Annotated in this window: 15 protein-coding genes and 1 pseudogene; all 16 read left to right on the top strand. The window is 65.9% G+C overall.

What is annotated here, in order from left to right; all coding sequences use genetic code 11:
- On the top strand, positions 1–1,027 hold a 1,027-nt coding region (locus CAP13_RS08830; protein WP_218775356.1), incomplete at its 5' end, for a phage minor capsid protein.
- Complete coding sequence (locus CAP13_RS08835; RefSeq protein WP_085831232.1) at positions 1,017–1,220, top strand: hypothetical protein; 204 nt, start codon at positions 1,017–1,019, stop codon at positions 1,218–1,220. The genes CAP13_RS08830 and CAP13_RS08835, both read left to right, overlap by 11 nt.
- Positions 1,217–1,582, top strand: a complete 366-nt coding sequence (locus CAP13_RS08840; RefSeq protein ID WP_085831233.1) for a YjcQ family protein — start codon at positions 1,217–1,219, stop codon at positions 1,580–1,582. Before CAP13_RS08835 ends, CAP13_RS08840 begins: the two co-directional genes overlap by 4 nt.
- A gap of 197 nt (positions 1,583–1,779) precedes the next feature.
- The gene (locus tag CAP13_RS08845) at positions 1,780–2,241 is read left to right on the top strand and encodes a phage scaffolding protein (protein ID WP_085831234.1); all 462 of its coding nucleotides are present in this window, start codon (positions 1,780–1,782) and stop codon (positions 2,239–2,241) included.
- A gap of 300 nt (positions 2,242–2,541) precedes the next feature.
- A complete protein-coding gene (locus CAP13_RS08850) occupies positions 2,542–3,411 on the top strand; it encodes a PRD domain-containing protein (protein ID WP_085831235.1) in 870 nt (289 codons plus the stop codon).
- Positions 3,412–3,529: 118 nt separating this feature from the next.
- Positions 3,530–5,047 (top strand): PTS transporter subunit EIIC, encoded by a 1,518-nt coding sequence (locus tag CAP13_RS08855; RefSeq protein WP_085831236.1) that lies wholly within the window; start codon positions 3,530–3,532, stop codon positions 5,045–5,047.
- Between the two features lie 183 nt (positions 5,048–5,230).
- Positions 5,231–5,908 carry an N-acetylmannosamine-6-phosphate 2-epimerase gene (locus tag CAP13_RS08860; RefSeq protein WP_085831237.1) on the top strand — a complete coding sequence of 226 codons (678 nt, stop codon included), beginning with the start codon at positions 5,231–5,233 and terminating at the stop codon, positions 5,906–5,908.
- 274 nt (positions 5,909–6,182) lie between these two features.
- Complete coding sequence (rapZ, locus tag CAP13_RS08865) at positions 6,183–7,109, top strand: RNase adapter RapZ (RefSeq protein ID WP_085831238.1); 927 nt, start codon at positions 6,183–6,185, stop codon at positions 7,107–7,109.
- A gap of 4 nt (positions 7,110–7,113) precedes the next feature.
- Positions 7,114–8,115 (top strand): gluconeogenesis factor YvcK family protein, encoded by a 1,002-nt coding sequence (locus CAP13_RS08870; RefSeq protein ID WP_085831239.1) that lies wholly within the window; start codon positions 7,114–7,116, stop codon positions 8,113–8,115.
- Positions 8,094–8,932, top strand: a pseudogene (whiA, locus tag CAP13_RS08875) (DNA-binding protein WhiA). The gene CAP13_RS08870 and the pseudogene whiA overlap by 22 nt, the downstream one beginning before the upstream one ends.
- A gap of 258 nt (positions 8,933–9,190) precedes the next feature.
- Positions 9,191–10,216, top strand: a complete 1,026-nt coding sequence (gene gap / locus CAP13_RS08880) for a type I glyceraldehyde-3-phosphate dehydrogenase (protein ID WP_085831240.1) — start codon at positions 9,191–9,193, stop codon at positions 10,214–10,216.
- A gap of 114 nt (positions 10,217–10,330) precedes the next feature.
- Entirely contained in the window at positions 10,331–11,527 is a 1,197-nt protein-coding gene (locus tag CAP13_RS08885) for a phosphoglycerate kinase (protein ID WP_085831241.1), read from the top strand.
- The gene (gene tpiA, locus CAP13_RS08890; protein WP_085831242.1) at positions 11,514–12,335 is read left to right on the top strand and encodes a triose-phosphate isomerase; all 822 of its coding nucleotides are present in this window, start codon (positions 11,514–11,516) and stop codon (positions 12,333–12,335) included. The genes CAP13_RS08885 and tpiA overlap by 14 nt, the downstream gene beginning before the upstream one ends.
- 190 nt (positions 12,336–12,525) lie before the next feature.
- On the top strand, positions 12,526–12,780 hold the full coding sequence (gene secG / locus CAP13_RS08895; RefSeq protein ID WP_085831243.1) for a preprotein translocase subunit SecG: 255 nt from the start codon (positions 12,526–12,528) through the stop codon (positions 12,778–12,780).
- Between the two features lie 483 nt (positions 12,781–13,263).
- Positions 13,264–14,940: a peptide ABC transporter substrate-binding protein gene (locus tag CAP13_RS08900; RefSeq protein ID WP_085831244.1), complete on the top strand. Its 1,677-nt coding sequence runs from the start codon at positions 13,264–13,266 to the stop codon at positions 14,938–14,940.
- 119 nt (positions 14,941–15,059) lie between these two features.
- Complete coding sequence (locus tag CAP13_RS08905; RefSeq protein ID WP_085831245.1) at positions 15,060–16,076, top strand: ABC transporter permease; 1,017 nt, start codon at positions 15,060–15,062, stop codon at positions 16,074–16,076.
- Positions 16,077–16,099: the final 23 nt, after the last annotated feature.

Raw genomic sequence — 16,099 nt, forward strand, 5'->3', positions numbered from 1 at the left:
GCGCGGAGCCGATCGCGGGGTGCGCGTGGTCGACTACGCCAGCGGGTGTCGGAAGCAGCCGGACACCGTGATGCGCAGGCACATCGTGACCATGACCAAGCAGGCGTCGGTGGACCGGGCGCTGGACATCTGCCGACGCGCCGGGGTCGCCCTGGTGGAGGTGGGCAGCCACCGGCGCCCGTCGCACCGGGAGTGGCAGGGCCGCGTGTACGGCCTGGACGGCCCCGTGACGATCGAGGGCGTGCATTACAAGGGCTTCGAGGAGAGCGGGGCCGCAGACGGGCTCATGGAGCCGAACTGCGGCCACAGCGTGGCCCCGTACATCCCCGGCAGGGAGCGCCGGTGGAGCGAGACGCCGGACGAGGACGCGGGCGACGACCCCGAGGAGGCGTACAAGAGGCGGCAGAGGCAGCGGGCCAACGAGCGCAGGATCAGGGACGCCAAGCGCGAGGTCGCGGCGCTGGAGGCCGAGGGCCTGGACAGCGCGCGGGCCAGGATCAGGCTCCAGCGGGCCGAGACGGCGCAGAGGAACCTGCTGGCGGACCGCAGGACGCGCCGCAGGGTGGGCCGCGAGGAGGCGTACGACGCCAGCGGGCGGAGGATCAACGTCAAGGGCACCACCGCGCGGGCGATCCGGGAGCGCGACGAGCGCGTGAACGGCCCTCTCCCGAACACGATCTTCAAGGGCAGGCAGGACAAGCACATCAGGGGCACGCACGCCTTCGAGCGGGAGGTGGAGAACAGGGTTGCGAATGGATCCGAGTACGCGTCCCCGAGCTGGATCGATCCGTCGCTGACGTACGAGGACCTGCAGCGCCTCGTGGACGAGCACGCCGGTAGGGGCATCCCGGTCGCGACCAGCTCAGGGGAGTGGACGAAGAAGGAGATATGCAGGTCAGACAGGGTGATAGGGTATAATGTCACCAAGGATGGGGTCGAGGAGACGGACACCTTCACCATCCACTACTCGAAAGACGGGACCCACATCGTCCCGGCCAGCCCATCGGAGGCGCTGAATGGTAGTTGACGAGGCGGAGAAACTCATGCACCGCACGATCACGGTCGCGTGCCGTGGAGGGAAGGAGTTCTCGGGAAGGCTGGCAAGCATCTTCCTTGAAAACGACTACCCGGGAGAACCGGATGCGATCGGCCTGCTGGACGGCGGCGTGATCGTGAGCATCCCACTCTCCGATATTGAGGGTTTCGAGGTGGTCGAGTGAAGCGCGACGACATGCCAGCCGTCGCCTACCGCGTCCTGCGCTACATCGACGCGTGCCAAAAACAGGGTGTGTCCCCGGACGAGGGCCAGGCCCGCGAGGCCGCTGGTGTGGCAGATGGGTACCTGGCCACAGTGCTCAAAGCGCTCTCTTCAGACGGGCTTGTGTCAGGGATCAGCGTGGCGGATTACATCGACGGGACCGTCGGTATCACGTTCCGGGAGGCGCGGCTCACCTTGGCCGGGGCGGAGTACCTCTGCGAGAACGGGGCGATGGCGAAGGCGCGCGCCGTCGCCGGGGTTGGGTTCGAGGCGGGCGTCTCCACCCTAGTCGCCGCTTTGGCGCGGGCTGGAGGCATAATCTGAACGGACGATGATATAAAGCAGCCCACGAGGCCCCGCTCCGGCGGGCCTTTCTTTTTGCCGTGTGACCTCCCGTGGAGCATGTGCCGTGGCAGGGCGGGGCCGATCCCGCCGGAACAGGCGAGGCGCGGCCCACATGCGCCACCCGATGCGGAGTGAACCGCCGACCAAACGCCGGGGGGACCACGGGAGGAGAACCCATGCCCAAACCAACAGAACCGACAGCGACCGATCCCAAGGAGCCGGTCACCGAGCCCCAGGGCGAGGCCAAGCCCAAGGGCGGACCGGACTGGCAGCGCGCGGCGGAGGACTACCGCGCCCAGCGCGACGCGGCCCGCGAGCAGGCCGAGGAGATGCGGAAGCAGCTCGACGGGCTGAAGGGCTCGATGGAGAAGCTGAAGACCTCCGACGACGTGAAGCAGGCCGTGGACGAGGCGCTCGCCAAGGCCACCGCCGACTTCGACGCGGCCAAGGCCAGCTGGGCCGACCGCGAGAAGGCGCTGACCGTCGCGGCGGAGCTGACCGGGGCCGGGTGCATCGACACCACGGCGCTGATGGGGCACATGGACATGTCCAAGGTGACTGGGTACAAACATCAATATTTAATCGATATTCCGAGGTCACTTGGCTATCGCAGCGTCAGCTTTCTTTTCTATTGGTAGTGCGTGTGCTAATATGTATTATGTGGGTAGCCCGGCTGCACTCCGAAGCCGCCCCGTTGCACGTTTTAGCGTGTGGGTGGCCCTCGGCATGTCCGGGGGCCGCTCCCGTTTTAGCCCCGAGGCGAAGCTCCGACACCCGTCTTTACTTTCTGTTGACACCGCCTGCCCCACAGCCTACACTGAACGCACAAACTTGATGAGGATCGTGACCGGTCATGCGGGCGACACCGAAAGTGAGAAGCTCACCGCTTTCGATGTCGCCTATCTTCATGCTGCAACCGCCTAAGGAGCCGCGTACCCGTGTTGACGATCGCAAAGGTTCTCAACAACAACATCGCCATCGTGGTCGATGAGTCGGGCCATGACTGCATCGCCATGGGCCGCGGGCTCGCCTTCGGGCGCAAGCACGGCGACCAGCTCGACGAGGCATCCGTCGAGCGGCTCTTCACCCAGCACGTGCCCGAGCTCTCACGCCGCCTGTCCGACCTCATCGCCCTCATCCCCGAGGAGTACTTCGAGGCCGCGCAGGACATCATCGAGCACACCCGCCTGCGCCTCGGCCGTGAGCTCGACGACGGCATCTACCTTGCCCTCGCCGACCACATCCACTTCACCATCGAGCGCGCCCGCACCGGGCAGCTTGTGGCGAATCGCCTCACCTTCGAGACCCGCCTGGTCTACCGCGACGAGTTCGAGTGCGGCCTCACCGCCGTCTCCTATCTCGAACGTGTCTTCGACGTGAAGCTGCCCGAGGACGAGGCCGCCTTCATCGCCCTGCACTTCGTCAACGCGAGCACCGGCGTGGGCATGGAGGCCACCACCGAGATGGCCGACATCATCCAGCGCGCCATCGGCATCGTCCGCGAGGAGCTCGGCGTCGACCTCGATGAGGACTCCCTCGCGTACTACCGCTTCATGGTGCATCTCAAGCTCTTCGCCCAGCGCGCGGTCTCCCCAGCTCATGCCGCAGCGGAGACCCTGCCCGAGGACCGTCGCCTGATCGCCTTGGTTGAGCGCGAGTACCGGGTCGCCGGGGCCTGCGCGGACGCCATCGTAGATTTCGTCGCCCGCGAGCACGGCTACGAGGTGCCGCGCAACGAGTGGATGTACCTCACGATGCATATCGAGCGGGTCCGCGCCAGCGAGCGCGATCAGGGGAGGGGGCCCTAGGCCCATCGCCCCGGTAGCCGGCTGAAGGCGCGGCGCCATGCCAACGCCCGCGCCCGGCCCCGTCCCGTGAGGCACCCCCTCACACCCAGGTTCCAAGGTCCCTATGAAAGGAGACACGGTGTTTAAACTGTTCCAGAAGATCGGCAAGGCGTTCATGCTGCCGATCGCGATCCTCCCGGCGGCGGGTCTGCTGCTCGGCATCGGCGGCGCGTTCAGCTCCGCGGCCACCATCGCGGCCTACCCCATGCTCGACGTGCCCTGGCTGCAGGCCGTCTTCAAGGTCATGAATGCCGCCGGCAGCATCGTCTTCGGAAACCTGCCCATGCTGCTCTGCATCGGCCTCTGCATCGGCCTCGCCCGTCGCGACAAGGGCGTCGCCGCCCTCGCGGGCGTCGTGGGCTACCTGGTGATGACCACCACCTCCACCACGCTGCTCTCCATCTTCAGCCCCGACGGCGCTGCCATCGACACCGGCGTGGTCGGTGCCCTGGTGATGGGCCTCATCGCGGTGAACCTCCACAACCGCTTCCACAACATCCAGCTGCCCCAGGTGCTCGGCTTCTTCGGCGGCTCGCGCTTCGTGCCCATCGTGACGAGCGTGGCGGGCATCGTGGTCGGCGCGATCTTCTACGTGATCTGGCCGCCCTTCCAGCAGCTGCTCGTCATGGCCGGCGAGGGCATCGCGGCCACCGGCGTCATCGGCACCTTCTTCTACGGCTTCCTGATGCGCCTCTGCGGTGCCATCGGCCTGCACCACATGATCTACCCGATGTTCTGGTACACCGAGCTCGGCGGTTCCGCCGTGGTCGCCGGCCAGCAGGTCGTCGGCGCGCAGAACATCTTCTTTGCCCAGCTCGCCGACCCCAGCCACACCGGCCTCTTCACGGAGGGTACGCGCTTCTTCGCCGGCCGCTTCGCGACGATGATGTTCGGCCTGCCCGCGGCGGCGCTCGCCATGTACCACTGCGTACCGAAGGAGCGCCGCGGCAAGTACGCCGGCCTCTTCCTTGGCGTGGCTGCCACGTCCTTCCTGACCGGCATCACCGAGCCGCTCGAGTACATGTTCCTCTTCGTCTGCCCGCCGCTCTACGTGCTGCACTCGTTCTTCGACGGCCTCTCGTTCCTCGTCGCCGACCTGCTGCAGATCCGCATCGGCAACACCTTCTCCGGCGGCTTCATCGACTTCTTCCTCTTCGGCATCCTGCAGGGTGAGGCGAAGACGAACTGGCTGCTCGTGCTCCCCGTCGGCGCCGCGTGGGCTGGCCTGTACTACGTCACCTTCCGCTTCCTGATCACCAGGTTCAACATCGCGACCCCCGGTCGCGGTGAGGACGCCGACGCCTCCGATTCCCTGCCTGCGGCGGCTCCCTCCAAGAAGGAGGAGGGCGAGCTCGCCCAGGACGCCAAGGTCATCATCACGGCCCTGGGCGGTCCGGAGAACATCGAGGACGTGGACGCCTGCATCACGCGTCTGCGCGTGGGCGTGCACGACACCTCGAAGGTCGACAAGGACCTCTTCATGAAGCTCGGCGCCGCGGGCGTCCTTGATGTGGACGGCGGCATCCAGGCGGTCTTCGGCGCGAAGGCGATCCTGTACAAGTCGGCCGTCCTCGAGGAGCTCGGCATCGACGAGTAGGGTCCGCACCCATCTGTCTGTCGCATGACGGCGCCGGTGCCGCCTTCGGGTCGGCCGCCGGCGCCGTCTGTTCGGTTGAAATCGGCGAGAACATCGCCGAGGACGCCGCGCCTTCTGCGATGGGGGCAGCTGAGGATATGCTTATAGTGCGGGTGCGAATGCCCGCACGCAGAGGAGACGCATATGAACGCATTGATAGAGAACCTCAAGGGCAAGCTCATCGTGAGCGTCCAGGCCTATCCGGGTGAGCCGCTGCGCAACCCCGAGACCATGGCGCAGATGGCCCGCGCCTGCGAGATCGGCGGTGCGGCGGCCATCCGCTGCCAGGGCATCGCCGACATAGCGGCCATCAAGGGCCGGGTTGAGATCCCGGTGATTGGCTTGTGGAAGGACGGCCACGAGGGCGTCTACATCACGCCCACCCTGCGCCATGCCCGCGCCTGCGTCGCTGCGGGTGCCGACATCGTTGCCTTCGACGCCACCGATCGTCCGCGGCCCGACGGCCGCACGGTGGCCGACACCCTCGAGCCGCTCAAGGCGGAGGGCGTGTTTACGATGGCGGACTGCATGACGATCGATGACATCCGCCGCGCCGCCGAGCTCGGCTTCGACCTGGTCTCGACCACCCTCTCCCATGGGGTCGCCGCGGTCGACTGCACGATGGCCGACGGTCCCGACCTCCCGCTGCTGCGCCAGGCGGTCTCCGAGTTCCCCGATCTGCCGATCATCTGCGAGGGCCGCGTGCACACGCCCGCCGAGGCGGCCGAGGCGATCGACGCCGGCGCCTGGGCCGTGGTCGTCGGCACGGCGATCACGCACCCCACCTCGCTCACAAGCTGGTTCACCGACGCTCTCGCGTAAGAAGTCGTCGATCCCCGTCGAATGCCACTCAGATGGCCGCACCCGCGAGGGGAGGGTGCGCCGATCCAGCCGCACGGCCCGTCCTCGCGCGTCTATCGCAGAGGCGGGCCGTGCGGTTTCGCATGCGTCCTCTGGCGGGACGAGCCTGTCTGGCTTCGGCACAATGCATCGGGTCATGCGCGGTCAGCGTCTGGTGTCCGACGGGTCCGCTCCACACGTGCGCCACGGTCCTGAACTATACTTGGTCAACGCACCGCATCCCAGAGGAGGCGCCATGGCAGAGACCGCGCAGGACCCCATCACGACGGCGGAACTTGCCGACCGCGTGCCCGATATCGTCATCATCACGGGGATGGCGGGCTCCGGCCGCACCCAGGCCATGCACGTCTTCGAGGATATGGGCTATTTCTGCATCGACAACCTGCCCCCGAGCCTCATCCTGCAGCTGGCCGAGCTCATCGGCATCAACGCGGGCATCGGGCGCCACCTCGTGGTCACCTGCGACCTGCGCAGCCAGGGCCTGTTCGACGAGCTCCTCGATGTGATCAAGACCCTCGAGGACCATGAGCTCTCTTGCAAGATCGTCTTCCTCGAGGCCTCTGACGAGGTGCTCATCCGCCGTTACAGCGAGAACCGCCGTCGCCATCCGCTTGCGAAGCGGGGTGAGACCACGGCCGACGCGATCCAGCGCGAGCGCGTGCAGCTGGGGAGCGTGCGCGAGCGGGCGGACATGGTCATCGACACGAGCCGCCTGCGCACGAACGCCCTGCGCACCCGTCTGCGCGCGGCCTTCTCGGAGCTCTCCGACCAGCAACTCATGGACGTCCACGTCTTCTCCTTCGGGTTCAAGCACGGCATGCCCGTCGAGGCCGATCTGATGATCGACGTGCGCTTCCTGCCGAACCCCTTCTACGACCCCGAGATGCGCCCGCTCACGGGGCTTGATGAGAAGGTGTCGACCTTCGTGCTCGAGAACGCGAAGACCAAGGAGTTCCTCTCGGCCTGGTTCCAGCTGCTCGACGCCGTCATGCCCGGCTACATTGCCGAGGGCAAGCCGCAGCTCTCCATCGGTATCGGCTGCACGGGCGGCCAGCACCGCTCCGTCGCGATCGCCGAAGCCACGGCCCGCTACCTCGAGCGGCAGCAGTACCACGTGAGCATCTCCCACCGCGACCTGCCACGGGCGAACACGGCGGGCTGAGGTCATGGCCCCCGCACGTTCCGCGGGCGCCGTCAACGTCGTCTCCATCGGCGGCGGCACCGGCCAGCCCGCCCTGATCAGCGCCCTTCGCAAACTCGACTGCCCCCTCAACCTGAGCGCCATCGTGGCCATGGCCGATGACGGCCGCTCCACGGGGATCCTCCGCCGGGAGGAGCACATGCTGCCCCCCGGCGACCTGCGCAAGTGCATGGTCGCCCTCGCCGCCAACCCAACAGGCCCGCTCGCCCGCGCCCTCGAGCACCGCTTCTCCTACCTGGACAACCATGCGATGGGGAACCTCCTCATCGCCGCACTCGCCGACGAGACGGGCGATTTCATGGCGACCCTCTCCGCGGTCGAGGAGATGCTCGGCTGCGTGGGCCGCACCCTGCCCTCCACCCTGGAGCCGGTCGCGATGGCCGGCGTCACGGCGGCGGGGGAGCGGGTGCATGGCCAGGCGCTCCTCTCCTACGGGGCCGGCCGCCTCGAGCGCGTGTGGCTCGAGCCCGCCGAGCCTGCGGCCTATGCTCCCGCGGCGGAGGCGATCCGCGCCGCCGACCTTGTTGTGATCGGGCCGGGCTCGCTCTTCACCTCGCTCATGCCGAACCTCCTGGTGCCGGATATCGCCCGTGCCCTTGCGGAGACCGACGCATGCCGGATCTTCGTCTGCCCCAAGGCCGACGTCCCGGGGGAGACCGAGGGCATGGCCGCCGAGGACTACATCGACGCCCTCGACGCCGCCGGCTTCCTGCCCCTGGTCGACGTGGCCCTCTTCCACCGCCGTGACGAGCGGGCCCGCCCGGGCTTTTCAAGCCACGACCCGCGCTTCGGACGCTTCCCGGATGTCCCGCTGCCCGCTGCGGCCGAGAGCCGTCTCGCTCGCCGCATACCCGCCGTCCTCATCCGCGACATGGCCGATGAGGACGCCTGCACCGCACATGACCCCCGGCTCCTCGCCGCCGCCCTCACCGAGGTGATCGACGCATGTCATTCAGCGCGGAGGTGAGAGACGAGCTCGCACGGGCTGAGCCCACCTGCGAGTACTGCAACCTGGCCATGCTCGCGGCGCTCACGCGCGTCTGCGGAACCCTCTCCATCACGGGCCCCGACCGCTACCGCGTCGCCGTCGCAACCGAGACCGGAGCGGTCGCCCGCACGATGATCGGCCTCACGCACCAGATCCTGAAGTTGAAGACGGAGTTCACGGTGCGCCGCTCGGTCCTCCACAAGGTCAGGAACTACCTGATTACCCTGCCCGACCAGCCCGATCTCAAGAAGGCCCTGGTGCTGCTCGGGATCCTCGACCGCCACGGGGGCCTCATCGCCGGGATCCCGCACCATATCGTGGCCCGCGACTGCTGCCGGCTCGCCTACATCCGCGGCGCCCTCATCGCCGGAGGGTTCGTCGCCGACCCGCGCGGCGACTTCCACCTGGAGATCGCCGTCCAGGGCGAGACCTTCGCCCACGCCCTCGCCGACCTCATCGGCGAGCTGGGGATCCCCGCCCGTGTGAACCCGCGGCGCGGCAGCTTCGCCGTGTACATCAAGAGCGCCGAGGACATCCGGCGCCTGCTCGAGCTCGCGGGCGCCTCGCGGTCCGTCACCGAGATCGAGGACGCCCGGGCGGTGAAGTCGGTGAAGAACGACGTCAACCGCCGGGTGAACGCGGAACTCGCGAACCAGGGCCGCTCGGCCGGTGCGGCGGGTGCCCCGCCCCCCCCCCCCCCNGCACCCTGGCCGAGCCGCCGCTCTCCAAGTCGGCCCTCTACCACCGGGTGCTCAGACTTGAGAAGCTCGCCGAGGCGGCGGGTCTCGAGGGCTGATCCGCGTGTGCGGGCACGGCGGAAGCCCTGTCAGCCACCCGCCCCACGTCCTTTTATGATGGGCTCTACAATATTTCGAAGCGCTTCAATTTCTTTGCAATCTCCAAAATCGTAAACGCTTCAACGTCGTTGTACGCTCAAAAACGCGTCATGCAGTGATTCGACTTTGGAAAAAAAGGTATATTAGGCGTGTGGTTAGTCTGCGGGCCTGAGCGGCGGATAGAAGAGTCCACCGGGGCCCCACGAAAGGAGACACACATGGCAGTTAAGGTTGCTATCAATGGCTTCGGGCGCATCGGTCGTCTGGCGTTCCGTCAGATGTTCGGTCATGAGGGTTCCGAGATCGTCGCTATCAACGACCTCACCTCGCCCGACATGCTCGCGTACCTGCTGAAGTACGACTCCACGCAGGGCAACTACTCCCGCGATCACGAGGTCTCCTCCACCGAGGACTCCATCATCGTCGACGGCAAGACCATCCGCATCTACAAGGAGGCCGACGCCAACAACCTCCCCTGGGGCGATCTCGACGTGGACGTCGTGCTCGAGTGCACCGGCTTCTACACCTCCAAGGAGAAGGCCCAGGCGCACATCAACGCCGGCGCCAAGAAGGTCGTCATCTCCGCTCCGGCCGGCAACGACCTGCCCACCATCGTCTTCAACGTTAACCATGAGGAGCTGACGGCCGAGGACAACATCATCTCCGCCGCCTCCTGCACCACCAACTGCCTGGCCCCGATGGCCAAGGGCCTGAACGACTTCGCCCCCATCGTGTCCGGCATCATGACCACCATCCACGCCTTCACCGGCGACCAGATGACTCTCGACGGCCCGCAGCGCAAGGGCAACAAGCGTCGCAGCCGCGCGGCCTCCCAGAACATCGTCCCCAACTCCACGGGTGCCGCCAAGGCCATCGGCCTGGTCCTCCCGGAGCTCAACGGCAAGCTCATCGGTGCCGCCCAGCGCGTCCCGACGCCCACCGGCTCCCTCACCAACCTCTACGCCGTCGTTGACAAGAAGGTCACCGCCGACGAGGTCAATGCTGCCATGAAGGCCTACGCCGCGACCATCTCCGACACCTTCGCCTACAACGAGGACGAGATCGTCTCCACCGACATCATCGGCGAGACCCACGGCTCCATCTTCGACGCCACCCAGACCATGGTCCAGGACCTCGGCAACGGCCAGAGCCTCGTGCAGGTCACCTCGTGGTACGACAACGAGAACTCCTACACCTCCCAGATGGTGCGCACCATCAAGTACTTCGAGAAGTTCGTCGCCTAAGGTGGCGTTCGCTCGGATGCACATCGCGTAAGATGCGCTCGTGAGGGGCGCGGCCATGCGGCACACGGTGCCGGTGCCGCGTCCCTTTTGTTACCGCAACGGAAAGGAGACCCCATGGCTTTCGCAAAGAAGACCATCCGCGACGTCGAGGTCGACGGCAAGCGCGTGCTCGTGCGCGTCGACTTCAACGTGCCGGTGGCCGACGGCGTGGTGGGCGACACCACCCGCATCGAGGCCGCCCTGCCCACGATCAAGTACCTCGTGGAGCACAACGCCCGCGTCATCCTCATGAGCCACCTCGGCCGCCCCAAGGGCGACGGCCCCGAGGCCGCCTTCTCGCTCGCGCCCGTGGCCGAGAAACTCGCCGAGCTCTCCGGTCTGCCGGTCGCCTTCGTGGACGACACCTACGGTGAGCGCGCCGCCGCGGCCGTCGAGGCCCTCGAGCCCGGTCACGTACTCGTCCTCGAGAACGTCCGCTTCGACAAGCGCGAGAAGAAGAACGATCCCGAGATCGCCAAGACCCTCGCCTCCTACGGCGACGTTTTCGTCCTCGACGCCTTCGGCACCGCCCACCGCGCCCAGGGCTCGGTCGTCGGCCCGGCTGAGTTCATCCCCGCCGTCGCCGGCTTCCTGCTCGAGAAGGAGGTCTCCACCCTCGGCGGCCTCTTCGCCGAGCCGAAGCGCCCCTTCGTCGCCATCCTCGGCGGCTCCAAGGTCTCCGATAAGATCGGCGTCATCGACCGCCTGCTCGACACCGCGGACACCGTGATCGTCGGCGGCGGCATGGCCTACACCTTCGCCAAGGCCCAGGGCGGCCGCATCGGCGACTCCCTCTGCGAGGACGACTGGACCGACCGCGCCCTCGAGATGCTTGACAAGGCCAAGAAGAACGGCGTCGAGTTCCTCCTCCCGATCGACAACGTCATCGCCGACGCCTTCTCCGAGGACGCCAACACGAAGATTGCCAAGACCGGCGAGATCGAGGACGGCTGGCAGGGCCTGGACATCGGCCCTGAGACCGAGAAGCTCTTCGCGGACGCCATCGCCAAGGCCAAGACCGTCTTCTGGAACGGCCCCTGCGGCGTGTTCGAGATGGACAAGTTCGCCCACGGCACCAAGGCGATCGCCGAGGCCATCGCGGCCAACCGCGACTGCGACTCCGTGATCGGCGGCGGCGACTCCGTCGCGGCCGTGAACAAGTTCGGCCTGGCCGATCAGATGACGTTCATCTCAACGGGCGGCGGCGCCTCGATGCAGCTCGTCGAGGGCAAGCCCCTGCCGGGAGTGGAGGCACTCAATGACGCAGAGTAACCGCACCCTTCTCATCGCCGGCAACTGGAAGATGAACAAGGATCTTCCCGAGGCCGCCGAGCTCGCATCCCAGATCGTCGAGGCCCTGCCCGAGATCCCCGCGGGCGTCGAGGCGCTCGTCTGCCCGCCCACGGTCGACCTCAAATTCGCCGGCTGCCATGGCGGCATCGTGCAGAGCCCCATCAAGCTCGGTGCCCAGAACGTCTTCTGGGAGCCCTCGGGCGCCTACACCGGTGAGACCTCCGTGGCCATGCTCAAGTCCGTTCCCGTGGAGTACTGCATCATCGGCCACTCCGAGCGCCGCGAGTACTTCCACGAGACTGACGAGGACCAGAACAAGAAGGCCCGCGCGCTGGTCGAGGGCGGCATCGTGCCCGTCTTCTGCTGCGGCGAGCCGGAGGAGGTCCGCGAGGCCGGCACCTACGTCGAGTACGTGACCGCCCAGGTGAAGGCCGGTCTCGAGGGCCTCGAGATCACGTCCGCCGATCAGCTGGTCGTCGCCTATGAGCCCATCTGGGCTATCGGCACCGGCAAGACCGCCACGGCCGATGACGCGCAGGAGGTCTGCGCGGCCGTCCGCGCCCAGCTCGCCGAGATCTTCGGCGCCGAGCTGGCCGACGGCATCCGCGTCCTCTACGGCGGCTCCGCCAAGCCCGGCAACATCGCCGAGCTCGTCTCCAAGCCCGATGTGGACGGTGCCCTCGTGGGCGGCGCCTCGCTCAAGGCAGAGGATTTCGCCGCGATGGTCAAGACGGCGGGGGAGGCCCGCAAGTCAGGGGCCTGCGCATACCGCAGCCTTCGACCGTAGCTGAGTCCGGGCCGTCCCTTCGGGGGCGGCCCGTTTTTGCAGCGCGGTTCTGAGCATTCCGGCATTGACTTAATGGTTTTTCAGCAGGGGCGAATACGGTGCGCTATACTGTCACAGTTCGTTGAAATGTGTCTGCACCAATTCAATCTCTGTGATGCGGTGCGGTCTGCATGAAATGTAAGGAGTCCCGGTGGGTCCCGTTCAGTACATCATCCTCGTCGTGTGGGCGCTGTCCACAATCGCCCTCATCGCCCTCGTGCTCATGCATTCCGGCAAGGGTACCGGCGTGTCCGACATGATCGCCAGCTCGCTGTACAACTCGAATGCCGCCACGGGCGTCATGGAGCGCAATCTCGATCGGCTCACCGTCATCCTCGCCGGCGTGTTCACGCTCTGCGTGGTGCTTTGCATGTTCTTCTTCCCCCAGGGGATCGTCGGCATCTAAGTTCAGCCGGACAACAACGCATGTTTTGACCGCAGTCCGCTCGGGCTGCGGTTTTTTTTATGCCAGCTGCCAGATTATCCGAGAGCGCGCACCGCACTCACGTCCCTCGGATGAGCTGATCCGCAGGCATCTTGATGCGGGAACGGACGATGGGTTGGATCGAATCGGCCGAGCGATGACCAAACAAGATTGTTACAGCAGCGTTTCTGCAGTTATCTAACGAAATACTTACATATGCAATACTATGCAATATTCTAAGAGCATGTACTGTCGCACGATAAAGAATATTTGCGCGTTAGCCAAAATCAGTGGCTGCACCTGCCTAAAGTGCGCTAGAGTGAACAGAACGTCTCTTTGAGGTTCATTATCCAGCCTTGGGCCTGAGGGCGGCGTTGCGGGGTGGCGCTGCGTTGCGGCATACCGGGCAGGGGTCCCGGCCATGTTCGTCGTCTCCCCGGCGGCATTTTTAAGAAGGAGGATGGCATGGCTGACACCAAGATCACCCGTCGCGCGTTCGTGGGTGGCTCGCTCGCCGCGGGCTCGCTGGCGTTTCTCGCTGCTTGCGGCCAGAAGGGCTCGCCCTCTGCGGGCGGCTCAAGTGCTGCGTCGGGCGGCGGAACGCTCAATTACTACCTGAACAACCCGGTCTCCATTGACCCGTACAACGTTCAGGAGGACCAGGGCACCCAGGTCTGCTTCCAGCTGTTCGATACGCTGACCCTCTTCGACTTCGAGCAGGAGAAACTCGTCGGCCTCGCCGCTGAGAGCTGGGAGGCCAACGACGACGCCACGGAGTTCACCTTTCACCTCGTCGAGGGCGCCAAGTTCCACAACGGCGACCCGGTCAACGCCGAGGCGTTCAAGCGCGCGTGGACCCGTATCGTGAGCCCCAACTCCGCCGTCGCCACGGCCTACACGCCGAGCGAGATCTCCTACCACCTCTCCGTGGTCGAGGGCTATGACGCCCTCAACAAGGGTGAGACGGACGAGTTCACCGGTGTCACCGCGCCCGATGACAACACCCTCGTGGTGAAGCTCTCCTCTGCGTACGCCGACTTCGCCTACGTCTGCGCGCACCCGGCCTTGGCCCCGGTCCCCGAGGCCGCCGACACCGACGCCAAGGCGTTCTTCCGCGCCCCCATCGGCAACGGCCCGTTCAAGATGGACGGCAGCTGGGAGGACGGCCAGGAGATCAACGTCGTCCGCAATGACGATTACTACGGCGAGAAGGCCAAGCTGGACGGCGTCCACTTCGCGATCTTCAAGGACGTGGAGACCGCCTACAAGGAGTTCCAGGCCGGCAACCTCGACGTCTCCGAGGTCCCCGTGGCCCAGATCGACGCCGCCAAGGCCGATCGCGGCGAGTCCAAGGACGGCTACACCATGGCTGCGGGCGAGCACATGCTCCTCGGCTCCGAGCCCTCGACCTACTATCTCACCTGCAACAACACGAAGGCGCCGTTCAACAACGCCGACCTTCGCAAGGGCATCTCCCTTGCCATCAACCGCGAGGCCATCTGCGAGACCATCTTCAAAGGCACCCGCACCCCGGCCGACGGCATCGTTCCTCCGGGAATCGACGGCTACAAGGAGGGCGCATGGGAGTTCGCTGCCTATGACGTCGACAAGGCCAACGAGTACCTCGACAAGGTCGCCCCGATGTCCAACGGCTCCCGTGGCATCTCGCTGACGCTCTCCTACAACCAGGACGGCGGTCACAAGGAGATCATGGAGTCCGTCATCGGCGACCTCAACAAGGTCGGCATCGATGTCACCTCCGACACCCCCGAGTGGGCGGCGCTGCTCACCCAGTACCGTGACGGCAACTATGAGTTCGGCCGCCTCGGCTGGATCGCCGACTACCCGATCATGGACAACTTCCTCTACCCGCTGTTCCACACGGAGTCCATTGGCGGGGACAACAAGTCCGCGTACAGCAACACCGAGGTCGACCAGCTCATCAGCGAGGCTCGCGCCACGGTCGACAGTGCCGAGCGCATCGCGAAGCTGCAGGAGGCCGACGCGAAGATCGCCGCCGACTGCCCGGTCATCCCGCTGATGTTCTACACGCACGTGGTCGCCGGTTCCGACCGCATCTCCAAGCTCTACATCGACCCGCAGAAGCACGCTGATCTGGGGACCGCAGAGCTCACGGCGTAGTTCAAGCGATATTTGAGCGCAGACGTGTCTGGTCGGCTATACTGTTAGCTCGCATGACGGGATGCCCGCTTGGCGGCGGGCATCCCGTTTGGATTGTGTCCCTTCGATAGGGGAGAAGTATGGGAAAGTACATCCTCAAGCGTGTGCTCCAGTTCATACCGGTCTTCCTGGGCGTGACCCTTATCCTGTTCGCGCTCCAGAACATCGTGCCGGGTGACCCGATCACTCTGATCGGCGGAGACAAGGCGCTGCCCCCCGAGACGGAGCTGCAGCTCCGTATCAAGTACAACCTGGTGAAGGTTGACGAGAACGGCAATGCCGTCCTCGATGCCAACGGCGATGCGGTTCCCACAAACACCTGGGAGCGCTACATCGGTTACATGGGAAACCTCCTGAAGGGTGACCTTGGCACCTCGTACCAGCGCAAGATCCCCGTGACGGAGATCTTCGCGCAGAAGTACCCCTACACGGTGAAGCTCGCGCTCTGTGCCATCGTGCTCGAGGCGATCATGGGCATCGGCGCCGGCATCATCTCGGCTGTGAAGCGCTACTCGTTCTGGGACACCCTGGTCACGTTGACCACCTCGGTGCTCGTTGCTGTTCCCGCCTTCTGGCTCGGCATGATCCTGCAACTCGTGTTCGGCGTGATCTTCAAGGTCATGCCCATCTCGGGTGCCGGTGGTGCGAGCTCGCAGTTCCAGGATTGGATGCACTACATCCTCCCCGCTATCACCCTCGCTTCTGTTTCCACGGCCTACACGGCGCGCATCATGCGCTCGCAGCTGCTCGATGTCATGAGCCAGGATTACATCCGCACGGCCAAGGCCAAGGGCCTCTCCAACCGCGCCATCATCTGGAAGCACGCGCTCAAGAACGCCCTCATCCCGGTCGTCACCTATATCGGTGTGGACTTCGGCGCGATGCTCTCCGGCGCCATCCTGACGGAGACGGTCTTCAACTGGCCGGGGGTCGGCTATGAGATCTACCGCGCGATCTCGGGACGCGACTGGCCCATCGTCATGGGCGGCGTCACCCTTGTCGTCCTGGTGGTCATGGTCGTGAACCTGCTTGTCGATGTCAGCTACGGGTTCCTGGATCCCAGGATCCGGTTCGACCGCTCCAGCAAGTCGAACTAAGGCCCGGGGAGGAACACTATGAG

This window comes from Collinsella vaginalis (assembly GCF_900176655.1).
GTDB classification, from domain to species: domain Bacteria; phylum Actinomycetota; class Coriobacteriia; order Coriobacteriales; family Coriobacteriaceae; genus Collinsella; species Collinsella vaginalis.